This is a genomic window from Mycolicibacterium bacteremicum, assembly GCF_002086115.1.
Lineage (GTDB): Bacteria > Actinomycetota > Actinomycetes > Mycobacteriales > Mycobacteriaceae > Mycobacterium > Mycobacterium bacteremicum.
Genome location: NZ_MVHJ01000017.1, coordinates 33,987 through 46,277, shown reverse-complemented (window position 1 = coordinate 46,277; position 12,291 = coordinate 33,987). Strand labels below are relative to the sequence as shown.

Genomic DNA, 12,291 nt, shown 5'->3' with positions numbered 1-12,291 from the left:
GCACGCGTCGCTCATCGCAGCAGCCCCGTCAGCTCGATGGTCGTCGGCGATGCCAGCGCGGCCTGTTCGGCGGCGGCCACCGCCTCGGCGCGGTTCACCCCGAGCGGCATCTCGGCAATCTTGGCGTGCAACTTCAGGATTGCGTTCAGCAGCATCTCCGGCCGCGGCGGGCAACCGGGCAGATAGATGTCCACCGGGACGACATGGTCGACGCCCTGAACGACCGCATAGTTGTTGAACATCCCGCCCGAGGACGCGCAGACGCCCATCGCCAGAACCCATTTGGGCTCGGCCATCTGGTCGTACACCTGACGGAGCACCGGGGCCATCTTCTGGCTGACCCGGCCGGCCACGATCATCAGGTCGGCCTGGCGCGGGGTGGCCGAGAACCGCTCCATACCGAAGCGCGCGATGTCGAACCGGGGTCCGGCGGTCGCCATCATCTCGATGGCGCAGCAGGCCAGGCCGAAGGTGGCCGGCCACAGCGACCCCTTGCGGACATAACCGGCCACCTTCTCCACGGTGGACAGCAGGATGCCGCCCGGCAGCTGTTCTTCTAATCCCATGACAGACCACCTCGGCGCCATACGTAGGCGTAGGCCACGAAGACGGTGAGCATGAACAGCAGCATCTCCACGACTGCGAACAGGCCCAGCGAGTCGAAGGACACCGCCCACGGGTACAGGAACACGATCTCGATGTCGAAGATGATGAACAGCATCGCCGTCAGGTAATACTTGATCGGGAATCGCTGCCCCGTCGCGATCTTGGCGTCCGCCGCGGGCAGCAGTGGTTCGATGCCGCATTCGTAGGCCTCGAGTTTGGCCCGGTTGTAGCGGCGGGGTCCGATGAACGTGGCGATACCCACCGAGACGATGGCGAACGCCGCCGCGATCGTCCCGAGCACCAGAATCGGTGTGTAGACGTTCATGTCTGTGCCGCTCTCTCGGTGGATTGTCGATGTGAGCTAGAACACAGCTTAGACACGTCGACGGTCGAGGCGCCGCATTTCCGATAGGATTTCAGTCAACAGCTGGGTCGCCCACCCTCATCGGCGAGGGTGATGAAGAGCAAACGGCCACAGTGTGTTTCGTGCTGTAATGCTCGTGTCTGAACTACTCGTATCTGAACTACTCGCACCCGAACTACGAAGTCGACCGGAGCAGGTCGGCCACCGCCTCGCCGAGGCGGATCGGATCGACGGGGTGTGACACCGCGGCCTCCGCGCGCGACCAGGACGCCAGCCAGGCATCGTCACGCCGCCCGGTCAGCACCAGGATGGGCGGGCACACCTCGATCTCGTCCTTGAGTTGCTTGGCAAGCCCCATGCCGCCGGTCGGTGTCGCCTCGCCGTCGAGGATCAGTAGGTCGAAGCCGCCCTCGGCGACCCGGCTGACCACCATGGGGGCGGTCGCCACCTCCAGATAGCTCAATTCGGGCAGGTCGGGGTGGATACGCCGGCCCAGCGCCGAACGCACCTGATCCCTGGTGCGGTTGTTGGAGCTGTACACCAGGATTCGCAGCTGCGCATCGGGGTCGGCCACAGCGCCGATGCTACGGCTGCCGGACGAACACCGCGGCCGCTTCGACGCCCGCGGCGTCGCCCATCATGCCCAGCAGATTGCCGTCCACACCCAGGCTGCGCCGATTCAGGGTGGCCGTGGTGCTCAGCTGCACCGCGCCCCCGCCCAGGTTGCGCACGTGCGTCGGCAGGTCGAGCTCCTGCTCGCGTCCCTTCGCGGTCAGCCGTACATGCAGCGTCACCCATGACGGCGAGGTGACCTCACCGGATTCGGCGACGATCTCCACCGTCGGGAACGCCTCGACATCGAAGAACTCCGCCGACCGCAGATGCGTGTCACGGCGCTTGATGCCGGTGCGTACCGAGGCCGCATCGATCCGCAGCGTGCCGGTCAGCCGGTCGTCCTCGACCTCGGCGCGGCCGTCCAGGGCGCTGAACACGCTCTTGACGTGGACGAACCCCCAGAATGTCGGGCTGTGCGTGGTGATCGTGGTGCGTTCGGGATCCAGCAGCCAACGACCCTGGAAATCCTGCAGGTCCATCTGTGCTCCTCAGTGGCCCAGCAACGGCGCCATCTCTGCGGGGTCGAAGTACTCGTCGATCCTGGTGATCAGTCCCTCGGTGCCCACCTTGATCACGATGCATACCCGCAATCGGATCGAAGCGCCATGGCCGGCCGCGGCGTGCAGGATGTGTTGCTGCACGAACCCGCCGTCGAAGAACTCACGATCCAGGATCTCGTACCGGCGCGTGGTTGTCACCCGCAGGAACCAGCGGATGACCTTCAGGGCCCGGGCGCGATCGTTGTCCGCGGCGTCGCCGCTGTGCCACACCAGGACGTCCTGGGCCCACAGCGCCTCGACGTCGGGGTAGTCACCGCGTTCGATGGCCCCGAACAGTCGGTCCGCGGTGTTGTTCAAGGCTGTCGACATGTACTTGACCTCAACTCCCATTCAGGTTGAACACTGGCGGCATGAGACAACACTTCGACACCGCCTACGAAACACACACCGCGCCTTGGGTGATCGGTGAGCCGCAGCCCGCAGTGCTGGCATTGGAGCGCACCGGCGTGCTGCGCAGCCGCATGCTGGACATCGGTTGCGGGCTCGGTGAGCACACCATCGCGCTGACCCGGCTGGGCTACGACGTGCGCGGTGTCGACTTCGCGCCGCACGCCATCGAGCAGGCCCGGGCCAACGCCGCCGCGCACGGGGTGGACGCCCGCTTCGACATCGGCGATGCGTTCACCCTCGACGGCGTATACGACACCATCCTGGACAGCGCGTTGTTCCACATCTTCGACGACGCCGACCGGACCCGCTATGTCGACAGCGTGCACCGCGCCCTGGTCCCGGGCGGGTACCTGCACCTGCTGGCGCTCTCGGATACCGGCCGCGGCTTCGGGCCACAGGTCGGCGAAGAGGTGATCCGGACGGCTTTCGCCGTCGGCTGGGAGCTGGAGTCGCTGACCACCACCACCTACCGCGGGGTGGTGGGGGAGGCGCACGCGCCGTTGCTGGGCCTGCCGGCCGGCACGGTGGTCGACGAGCCGGCCTGGCTGGCCCGGGTGCGCCGGATCTGAACAGGCGGTGCTCACCGCCCGCACGCTCACTCCTGCTCGTAACCGGGATGCGCCACGGCCACCCGACGCGCCACCAGGGCGTGCAGCACGGGCAGTAGCTCGGCGTCGCGGCCGTCGAGATCCCCGGCCCGGATGGCCGCCGCCAGCGCCGCCTCATCGGCGAAACCCAGCAGTGCGGGGGCGGGCTCGGTGTCGAGCAACTCACGTTCGACGGTGCGCAGGACGTTGGCGGCGACGCGGGCGTGGAAGTTGAGCGCGGCCGCATCGGCGAGCCCACTGTTCGGCCCGGTGTTCGCCCGGACCTCGCCCTCCAGGAACTCCGCGACGGCGGCGACGAGTTCGGCCGCGGTGGGCCGATAGTGCAGATCCGTCACGGTGTTCCCTTCAGCAGGCTCAGCAGGTCGTATTCGGTTTCGCAGACCCGGCGCCCGATCGCCGCGAGCTCCACCGAGCGGGTCTGCCCGGACCGGTGCCGCTCGAACTGATAGCGGCAGATGACACCCCAGCGCAGCGTGGCGGCCACCAGCCACCAGCGCAGCGCGCTGCGGTCGACCGCGGCGCCGCCGGCGGCCTCATACGCGGCGACGAAGTCCTCGATGCTGCCCAGCCCGCCGGCGCCGAGTTGGCGCGGGGCGCCGAACCGCCAGGCCCGGATGCAGAACCAGGCCAGGTCGTCGAGTGCCTCACCGATGTGGGTGAGCTCCCAGTCCAGCACGGCGGCCAGCCCGTCGTCGTCGACGATCAGGTTGCCCATCCGGAAGTCCCCGTGCACCAGCACCGGGGGTGTACGCGCCGGCCGATGGTGTTCCAGCCACCGGAAGGCGTACTCGAATATCGCTGTGGTGTCGCCCATCTCGTCGAGTTGGGTGCGCCACTCCGTCAACGGGTCGGTGGGCGACAGTCCGATACCGTCCGGGTCGGCACGGTGGATGGCGGCCAGCGCCTGCGCGCACTGGTTCAGCAGCCGCGCGCGGGCGGTGTCGTCGAGGGTGCGCGCGATCTTGCGCACGATCGTCTCCCCGCCGATGAAGTCACAGATCAGGTAGGGATCGCCCACGATCGCACCGGAATCGTCGGCGGCCAGGATCTGGGGGACGGGCGCTCCGGCGGCCGCCGCCCGGCGCAGCGCGGCGGCCTCCAGTTCCATGCCGGCGTGCACATCGTCGGGTGGGCCGGTGCGCAGGATGAGCGGCCGGTCGTCGGCGCTGAACGCCCAGGTGGCCCGGCTCGCGCCGCCGGTGAGTACGCGCAGGTCGGTGACGCGCTCGGCGCCCAGCACCGTGGCCAACCGGTCGGCGAGCTCGCCCTGATCGGTCATTTGTGGCCGAACTTCAGCATCCGTTGGGCCACCCGGCGGATCTGGATCTCCTCGGCGCCCTCGGTGATCCGGTACCGGCGGTGGTGGCGGTAGATGTGCTCGAACGGCTCGTGCCGGCTGTAGCCGATACCCCCGTGGATCTGCATGGCCCGGTCGGCGGCCTCGCACACCAGGCGGTTGGCGCGGTAATTGGCCATCGAGACCTTGTCGGAGACCTCCATGTGGTGGTCGCGATCCAGGTGCCAGGCGGCGTAGTAGACCAGCAGCCGGACCATCTGCGCCTCGGTCTGCAACTCGGCCAGCGGCCACTGCACGGCCTGGTTCACCGACAGCGGCTTGCCGAACACGATACGTTCCCCGGCGTAGCCGGCTGCGCGGTCGATACAGTACTGCGCGGCGCCCAGGCTGCTGGCGGCCTGGCGAATCCTGTTCTCGTGCAGGAAGGTCTGGCCGACCGCCAGGCCGTGATCGACCTCACCGAGCACCGCATCCGACGGCACCCGGACGTCGGTGAGTTCGACCTCGCCGTGATCGCTGGGCATGTTGAAGGTCCACCAGTAGTACGGCACCGTGAAGCCCGGGGTGTCGGTCGGCACCAGGAATGCGGTGATACCCACCGCCGAGCCCGCCTCGCCGGAGGTACGGGCGAAGATCAGGTCGTGGGTGGCCCGGTGCACCCCGGTGTTCCAGCGCTTGGAGCCGTTGATGACCCAGTCGTCGCCGTCCCGCACGGCGGTGGTCTCCAGCCAGGTGGCGTCGCTGCCGTGACCGGGTTCGGTGAGGCCGAACGCCATCGATCGGGTCCCGGTGAGCATGGCTTCGATCCATTCGGCCTTCTGGACCTCGGTGCCGAACGTGCTCATCATGATGACCTGCGGGAAGTTGCCGACGATCGAGGACTCGTCCTGCAGATCGTTGTGCAGCCCGAGTCCCTTGTGTGCCAGGTGCTCTCGGATGACGGCCATGTCCAGGTTGGAGCCACCGCGGCCGCCGAACTCCTCGGGCAGCCCGTAGCGCAGCCAGCCGGCGGCATCGGCGCGGCGGCGCATCTCGTCGAGCAGGTCCTCCCATTCCCGGGCCGGGACGCCGCCGTTGTCGAGGTCGGTGCGGGCGAATTCCCGGCGCCGGTCGAAAAACTGCATGTTCTCGCGTTCCAGCGGCTTGATCTCGGCCTCGATGAAGGCGTCCATCTCTGCCAGCAGACCCGGGAGATGTTCCGGTAGGGCGAAATCCACGTTGACCTCTTTCGATTCAGTTGCCGTACAGGGTTTTCTTCCAGATCGTCGACAAGGTGGTGATGGCGTCGGCGTCGCTGATCTGCAATTCCGTTCCCGGATTTCCGACGACGACGACGGTGAAGTTCTCGAACAGCAGCGCAATGGCCGCCGCGATGTGTTCGGCTTCGAGGTCCTGGGCGTAACCCTGTTCGCGGGCGCGGCGCACCGATTCGGCCACCATGTCCATCCCGAACCGGCGGAACTGGTGCTGCACCTTGGCGAATCGCGGCTGGGTGGCGGCAAGCTGGGCGACGGCGATCATGATGCCGATGTTGCGTTTGAACAGATTCCAGTAGCCGGTGACCACGGTGTGGAAATAGTCGGTATCGGCCGGGGAGTCGGGCAGCGGGACCTTCGTACCGGACGGTTCGACGATATCGTGCAGGAAGGACTCGGCCAGCGAGGCCAGCAGATCCTCCTTGTCGTCGAAGTACCGGTAGAACACCGCGGCGGATTTGCCGGCCGCCGAGGTGATGTCGGCCAGGGTGGTGCCGTGGAAACCGCGCTCGGCGAACAGTTTCCGGGCGGCGAGCGCGATGGCCTCCCGGGTCTGTCGGCCCTTGGCCGTCAGCGGCGCCGGCGCGCCGGAGGGTTGCGCCATCTCAGCCCACGATTCGGTCCCCCGCGCGCAGCAGCGCGCTGGGAAGCTCGTGGCCGACGGCCCGTTGGGCGACCCCGGCCGCCGCGATGGCGGCACCGAGGTCGACATCGGTGGCGATACCACTGTCGCGCAGCAGATAGACCAGATCCTCGGTGGCGATGTTGCCGCTGGCACCCGGTGCGAAGGGGCAGCCGCCCAGCCCGCCGATGGACGCGTCCAACCGGGTGATGCCGGCCTGCACGGCGGCGAACGCGCTGGCCAATCCGGCCCCGCGGGTGTTGTGGAAGTGCGCGCCGAGGGGCAGCCCGTCGACGATCGGCCGGATGGCCTCGACCAGGGCGCCGACCCGGACCGGGGTGGTGGTGCCGATGGTGTCGGCGATGGCGATCCGGTCCACCCCCAGCTCCACTGCAGCCGTGGCGATCTCGAGGACGCGGCGCGGGTCGGTGGGGCCGTCGAACGGACAATCCCAGGCCGTCGCGATGATCACCTCGACGGCGGCCCCGTGGTCGTGGGCGATGCGCGTGACATCGGCGATCGCCGCGGTCGACTCCGCAGTGTCGCGTCCCACGTTGGCGCGGCTGTGCGCGTCCGATGCCGATACGACGTATTCGATGGAGTTCAGCCCGGCGGCGACGGCGCGTTTGGCGCCGTTGGCGCTCGCGACCAGTGCGGAGAACTCGACTCCGGCGAACCGGTGCAACTCGGCGGCCAGGTCGGCGGCGTCGGCCAGCGCGGGCACCTTGGACGGGGACACGAAGGCGGTCGCCTCCACCTCCCGGACGCCGGTGGCGACGATGGCCTCCAGGATCTCGATCTTGGCGGCCAACGGGATCGGCGCCTCGATCTGCAGGCCGTCGCGCAGGCACACCTCACGGATGTCGACCTTGCCGGGCAGATCCATCGTCACAGCACCCCCTCGGTACGCAGGGATTCGAGTTCCTCGGCGGTGTGACCGAGCAGGCCGGTGTAGACCTCGTCGTTGTGCTGACCGGGCCGCGCGGACCCGGAACTGCGGATGGTGCCCGGGGATTCGGAGAGCACCGGCACGATGCCCGGCCCCTTGACGTTGCGCTGGATCCGTTCGTCCCAGTGGTCGGCGATCATGCCGCGGGCTTGCAGTTGCGGGTCGGTGACGACCTCGGCGACGGTGTTGATCGGGCCGCTGATCACCCCGGCGTCCGAGAGTGTGGCGATGATGTCCTCGGGGCGGCGTTGCGCCGCCCAGTCGCCGATGATCTTGTCCAGTTCGTCCTGATTGCGCCCGCGCGCAACGTGATCGACGAACCTTTCGTCGGTGGCCAGGTCCGGATTGCCCATCGCCGCGCACAACCGGCGGAAGACGGTGTCCTGGTTGGCCGCGATGACCACCCAGCTGCCGTTGGCGCTCTGGTAGATGTTCGACGGCGCGATGCCCTCCAGCCGGGTTCCCGACGGGCCGCGGACCACGCCGCCGACGTCATAGTCGGGAATGGTGGATTCCTGGACGGCCAGGCAACTCTCGGTGAGCGCGGTGTCGACGATCTGGCCCTCGCCGGTGACGGTGCGCCGGTACAGCGCCGCCAGCGCGCCCTGGGCGGCGAACATCCCGGCCAGGCTGTCACCGAGGGACAGCGCCAACCGCGGTGGCGGTCCGCCCGGGAAGCCGTTCATGTGGCGCAGGCCGCTGGCGGCTTCGGCCACCGAGGCGTAGCCGGCCTTACCGGCATCCGGCCCGGTCTGCCCGTAGCCGGAGACCCGGACCAGGATGATGCCCTTGTTGCGGTCCTTGAGCACGTCGTAGCCCAGGTCCCACTTCTCCAGCGTGCCGGGGCGGAAGTTCTCCACGATCACATCGCTGCGGTCGACGAGTTCGAGGAATAGTTCCCGGCCGCGGGCGGTGCGCAGATCCAGGGTCACGGCCTTCTTGTTGCGGGCATGCACCGTCCAGAAGAAGTGGTGCCCGTCGAGTTCGGCCTGCCCCCAGGTGCGCAGCGGGTCCGGGGTGCTCGGCAACTCGATCTTGATGACCTCGGCACCCATGTCGCCGAGCAGTCGCGCCGCGAACGGACCGGAGATCAGGGTGCCCAGCTCCAGCACCCGGATACCATCGAGCGGTCCCGTGACCGCCGCACTCATGTGCCCGGCCTCTCCGCGAGCTGGGGGCACCTCCCGGTTGCGGGGGAACGCCAACTCGCCGCACATCCTGCCCAAATGTGCACGTTTGTGTCTGCTCGCCGGTGCGTCATCACTGCGAGAGCCCGTGCCGGTGCAGCCAGTCGGTGCAGATGCCGACCGCCTCACGCAGCGTGCCGCGCTGATCGGGACCGGAGTAGTAGTGGTTGGCACCGTGGATCTCGTGCATCTCCTTGTCGGGGTGCCCGATCGCCTCGAAGAGCCGGCGGGTGTGGCTGGGCGTGCAGGCATCGTCGGCCAGGTTGCCGATCACCAGCGTGGGCACCGCGATATCGGGTCCGGCCTTGACCGCGTCGCCGTTGGCGTCGTCATAACTCCACTGTGACAGCCAGCTGCGCAGGGTGCAGAACCGGGCCAGACCCACCGGGCTCATGTTCACCACCTGAGGATCGCCCAGATAGCACTGTCCCGGGGTGCGTTCGTTGGGATCCACCGCCGGGTCCAGCCAGCGCGGGTCGGCCATGGTGCCGTGCACGACGAAGGCGTACTCGTCATCCGGGCGGCCGGCCGCCTTGAGCTCGGCCAATTTCTCCTTGACCCAGGCCGTGATTCGCCGGTTCCGCGCGATCTGCGCCGCGTGGTAGCGGTCCAGGAACTCCTGGGTGTACGGCGGTTGGTTGGGATTGTCCGGGTTGTACAGATCGAGCTCGGGATCGCGGACGGTGGGGTCGGACTCGTCCAAGATGGAGGCGTCCATCCACTCGGTCATGGTGCCGTGCCGGCTGATGTGCGCCGCCAGCAACAGGATGGCATCGGCGGGGATGAGGCCCAGCGTGGTCAGGTCCGGGCCGTCGCCGGACGGGCTGGCGGTGACGGTGGGATGCTGTGCCTGCTGCTGATAGAACACCGACAGCGAGCCGCCGCCGCTCCAGCCGGCCAGCACCACCTTGTCGTAGCCCAGCCGGTTCTTGGCGTCCTTGATGCACTCGCCGAGGTCCTCGACCACCTTCTCCATCAACAGCGCGGAGTCGGTGCCGCGGAACCGGCTGTTGCAGTAGATGACATGGTGGCCAGCGCGGGCCAGGGCGTTGATCATCGGCAGGTAGGCGCCGCCGCCGATGGGATGCATGAACACCAGCACGGTGTCCGAGGGCTTGGCCTTGGGCTTGAGCAGATAGCTCTCCAGGACCACGAGTTCGGCGACACCGCCGTAGACGTCGCGCACCGCGGCCGTGTTCTGGTAGGCGACCAGATACGGGATGCGGTCGTACTCGTGCTTCACGGGTGCTTCGGTCGTTGTCATCAGTGCTCTCTGTTCTTCGCGCAGGCGCTCATCAGTGCTGGCTGTTCTTCGCGCAGGCGCTCATCAGTGCTGCCCCAGGTCATTGGCGAGGATCTCGGCGGACGGGACGAGCCGGCGTCGCGTGTCGATGGCGATCACCGACCAGTCCACCCGGTCGTAGTCGTCGAACTTGCGGCGGGCGCGCTCGCGGGCCTTCTCCGGTGCACCGTGGTGAACCCCCTGCGGGGCATGCGAAACCAGCCCCGGCGGCATCGGGATGCCGTAGAGCGAACCGGAGTGGAAGAACGCGATCTCGTCGTAGTCGACATTGCGGTGATACCACGGGGTGCGCTCGGTGCCGGGCACGCTCTCGGCGGGCTTGGGCAGAAAGTTCATCACGTACACCCCGGTGGCCTGCATGAACAGATGCACCGTCGGCGGCAGATGCACGCTCTCGGAGGTGATGACGGTGTAGTCCTCGATGTTGAAGGTGAACGGGAAGTTGTCGCCGCGCCACCCTTCGACGTCGAGGGGATTGTGTTGGTAGAACAAGGAAGTGGAGCCCACCCCGTCGACCGGTGAGTGGATGAGCCGCACCTCGTACTCTTCCCTGCCGTCATCGTCGATGGGGGAGGGTTCGGGAATGGTCACCTGTGCCGGGTCGAACGGGAAATGTCGGCCCAGCGTGCCTGCCGGCGGAACCCGGAAGTCGTCGGTGGCCTGGATCATGAGCCAGGTCGATTCTTCGTCGGGGATCTGCCGGAAGGTGCACGCCTTCGGGATGTAGACCCAGTCGCCCTCCCGGTAGCGCAGCGGACCGAACTCGGTCTCCAGCAGGCCGGCGCCCTTGTGCACGAACACCAACAGATCGCCGTCGACGTACCGCACGAAGAATGGCATCGGCTCACTGCGCCGGCTCAGCAGCACCTGGCAGTCGTCGTTGGCGAACATCAGCAGCGGGCCACCGTGCGCGTCGGTCGCATCACCGGGCTTGAGTTCCGAGGACAGCACGTCGGTCGGGCGTAGCGGGCCGACGGTGCGGTAGGCGGTCGGGTCGTTGCGCCGATACATGTTGGCGGTGCGACCGACGAATCCGCCGCGGCCGAGTTCGTCGTCCTTGAGGCCGTCGAGATCGGCGTGCACACGCTTGGGTGTCTTACCTTTGCGCAGGTGAACGAAGGATTCCATGATGCTCCTCGGCAGTCGGAAACCATAAAACTGAAAGTGACGTTACTTTTTGTTTCGGTACCGCGCAAGGCCTGTTCGTGACGAGTGGCCGCACACCGTGCGCCTCGATCGGCGTGTCGTGTACCGACGCGGTCGGTCGCGGAGACAGGGGATGGAGCCGGGCCTACGGGACCGGGACGCCCTCACGCAGGAAGGTCAGGCTGGCGACGCTTCCGTCGGGCTGGACCGTCAACCGGAACTGCCCGGGACGCTGCGCCATCTGCAGGGGCACGTTGACGACGGTGGCGTCACCGCGCGCGATGTTCTCCGGCATGCCGTGCGACACATAGCGCCCGAACATCTGCTGATACATGTCCCAGGACTGCTGCAGCGCGGGCGGCGACAGGAACATCTTCATGGTCGGGTTGAACTCCGCCGCGGCGGCCGGGAAATCGCCGCGCACGATCTCGTCCAGCGTCGACAGCGCGACCTGGTCGGGCGCGACCTCCGCCGCGGCAGTGGGCGGCATGGCCAACGATGACATGCCCAGGCCGGCAGCGGTCAGCGCGCAGGCCGCCCCTGCTGCGGTGCGCCGTCGAAGATCGGTGAGCGTCTTTGCTGGGCGCATGAGCATCACAATAGGGCGCGGCGGGGGCGCATTCGACGGTTTCGCCGATCCGATTTCGGTGGTCGACGACGCGTCGACCCGATGTGTGCGCATCTGACTGCGCCGCAGTAATTTTCGCACAGGTCAATTCGCGACGGATCGGCGTTGCACGGCCTGCGGTTTTTGTCTTGACACGGCTCGATGTCGCGGTGAGGTTGGGTATGCTCGCGCCCGGGTGGTTGCCAGGCGGGAGGTGATGATTGGATATGTGCGGGAACGAAATCCGGTCTCGGCACCACACCGGTTGCACCCGAGTGCCGCTATCGCGGAGAAGGTTGTTTTCGCTTTGACGTCTGTGGGTTCACCTGCGCCCATCCTCTCGGGGAGCCCCGGAGGCTGCTCCGTCCCGGCCGGCCCGGGCAACGCCCCGCATGTCGGCGACACCCGCACTGAACTGCCGAACCCGGTGGCGGCGGTGTCCTCAGGAAACACATCGACGGCACCCGGCGCGTGTCACCGGTGCGGCCACCGCCATGAATCGTCCTATTCGCCAACTATTTCGGAGGCAGCGTGACCACCAACCCGTTCGACGATGACAACGGCCGCTTCGTGGTGCTCGTCAACGACGAGGAGCAGCACAGCCTGTGGCCGACATTCGCCGACGTCCCGGCCGGGTGGCGTGTCGTCTTCGGCGAGGACGACCGTGCCGCATGCCTGGACTACATCGAACGCGAGTGGACCGATATCCGACCCAAGAGTCTGCGTGACCGATTGGCCGCCAACTGAGCGAGCCGGTGGGCCGAATTCGCGATCCGAGGGT

At 67.6% G+C, this 12,291-nt stretch carries 16 protein-coding genes; 2 read left to right on the top strand and 14 right to left on the bottom strand.

From position 1 onward, the window contains the following. Window positions 1-11: 11 nt before the first annotated feature. The 5 genes from BST17_RS19005 to BST17_RS18985 form a co-directional block, all read right to left on the bottom strand. Entirely contained in the window at window positions 12-566 is a 555-nt protein-coding gene (locus tag BST17_RS19005) for a NuoB/complex I 20 kDa subunit family protein (protein WP_019514407.1), read from the bottom strand. Beyond that, entirely contained in the window at window positions 557-931 is a 375-nt protein-coding gene (locus BST17_RS19000; protein WP_083060460.1) for an NADH-quinone oxidoreductase subunit A, read from the bottom strand. The genes BST17_RS19005 and BST17_RS19000 overlap by 10 nt, the downstream gene beginning before the upstream one ends. A 214-nt stretch (window positions 932-1,145) precedes the next feature. Continuing rightward, window positions 1,146-1,544, bottom strand: coding sequence for an Rv3143 family two-component system response regulator (locus BST17_RS18995; protein WP_083060459.1), 399 nt, complete (start codon window positions 1,542-1,544; stop codon window positions 1,146-1,148). A 10-nt stretch (window positions 1,545-1,554) separates the two neighbouring features. Beyond that, complete coding sequence (locus BST17_RS18990; RefSeq protein WP_083060458.1) at window positions 1,555-2,064, bottom strand: YceI family protein; 510 nt, start codon at window positions 2,062-2,064, stop codon at window positions 1,555-1,557. 9 nt (window positions 2,065-2,073) lie between these two features. Beyond that, the gene (locus BST17_RS18985; RefSeq protein WP_083060500.1) at window positions 2,074-2,454 is read right to left on the bottom strand and encodes a nuclear transport factor 2 family protein; all 381 of its coding nucleotides are present in this window, start codon (window positions 2,452-2,454) and stop codon (window positions 2,074-2,076) included. Between the two features lie 41 nt (window positions 2,455-2,495). Between BST17_RS18985 and BST17_RS18980 the strand changes: the two genes are divergently transcribed. Further along, window positions 2,496-3,104 (top strand): class I SAM-dependent methyltransferase, encoded by a 609-nt coding sequence (locus BST17_RS18980; protein WP_109750208.1) that lies wholly within the window; start codon window positions 2,496-2,498, stop codon window positions 3,102-3,104. Window positions 3,105-3,130: 26 nt separating this feature from the next. Here BST17_RS18980 and BST17_RS18975 read toward each other — a convergent pair whose 3' ends face one another. From BST17_RS18975 to BST17_RS18935, 9 genes are all read right to left on the bottom strand, one after another. Then, the gene (locus tag BST17_RS18975) at window positions 3,131-3,478 is read right to left on the bottom strand and encodes a DUF6285 domain-containing protein (RefSeq protein ID WP_083060456.1); all 348 of its coding nucleotides are present in this window, start codon (window positions 3,476-3,478) and stop codon (window positions 3,131-3,133) included. Further along, complete coding sequence (locus BST17_RS18970) at window positions 3,475-4,422, bottom strand: phosphotransferase family protein (RefSeq protein ID WP_083060455.1); 948 nt, start codon at window positions 4,420-4,422, stop codon at window positions 3,475-3,477. The genes BST17_RS18975 and BST17_RS18970 overlap by 4 nt, the downstream gene beginning before the upstream one ends. Further along, window positions 4,419-5,657: an acyl-CoA dehydrogenase family protein gene (locus BST17_RS18965; protein WP_083060454.1), complete on the bottom strand. Its 1,239-nt coding sequence runs from the start codon at window positions 5,655-5,657 to the stop codon at window positions 4,419-4,421. Before BST17_RS18965 ends, BST17_RS18970 begins: the two co-directional genes overlap by 4 nt. 16 nt (window positions 5,658-5,673) lie before the next feature. Continuing rightward, the gene (locus BST17_RS18960) at window positions 5,674-6,300 is read right to left on the bottom strand and encodes a TetR/AcrR family transcriptional regulator (RefSeq protein ID WP_083060453.1); all 627 of its coding nucleotides are present in this window, start codon (window positions 6,298-6,300) and stop codon (window positions 5,674-5,676) included. Between the two features lies 1 nt (window position 6,301). Further along, window positions 6,302-7,204 (bottom strand): hydroxymethylglutaryl-CoA lyase, encoded by a 903-nt coding sequence (locus BST17_RS18955; protein WP_083060452.1) that lies wholly within the window; start codon window positions 7,202-7,204, stop codon window positions 6,302-6,304. Window positions 7,205-7,206: 2 nt separating this feature from the next. Continuing rightward, on the bottom strand, window positions 7,207-8,418 hold the full coding sequence (locus BST17_RS18950; protein WP_083060451.1) for a CaiB/BaiF CoA transferase family protein: 1,212 nt from the start codon (window positions 8,416-8,418) through the stop codon (window positions 7,207-7,209). Window positions 8,419-8,527: 109 nt separating this feature from the next. Beyond that, complete coding sequence (locus tag BST17_RS18945; protein WP_083060450.1) at window positions 8,528-9,718, bottom strand: alpha/beta hydrolase family protein; 1,191 nt, start codon at window positions 9,716-9,718, stop codon at window positions 8,528-8,530. 63 nt (window positions 9,719-9,781) lie between these two features. After that, window positions 9,782-10,885, bottom strand: coding sequence for a homogentisate 1,2-dioxygenase (locus BST17_RS18940; RefSeq protein ID WP_083060449.1), 1,104 nt, complete (start codon window positions 10,883-10,885; stop codon window positions 9,782-9,784). A gap of 163 nt (window positions 10,886-11,048) precedes the next feature. After that, window positions 11,049-11,492: a DUF3887 domain-containing protein gene (locus tag BST17_RS18935; protein WP_165762305.1), complete on the bottom strand. Its 444-nt coding sequence runs from the start codon at window positions 11,490-11,492 to the stop codon at window positions 11,049-11,051. A gap of 549 nt (window positions 11,493-12,041) precedes the next feature. Here BST17_RS18935 and BST17_RS18930 point away from each other — a divergent pair. Further along, window positions 12,042-12,257 (top strand): MbtH family protein, encoded by a 216-nt coding sequence (locus BST17_RS18930; protein ID WP_083060447.1) that lies wholly within the window; start codon window positions 12,042-12,044, stop codon window positions 12,255-12,257. The last annotated feature ends 34 nt before the right edge of the window (window positions 12,258-12,291 follow it).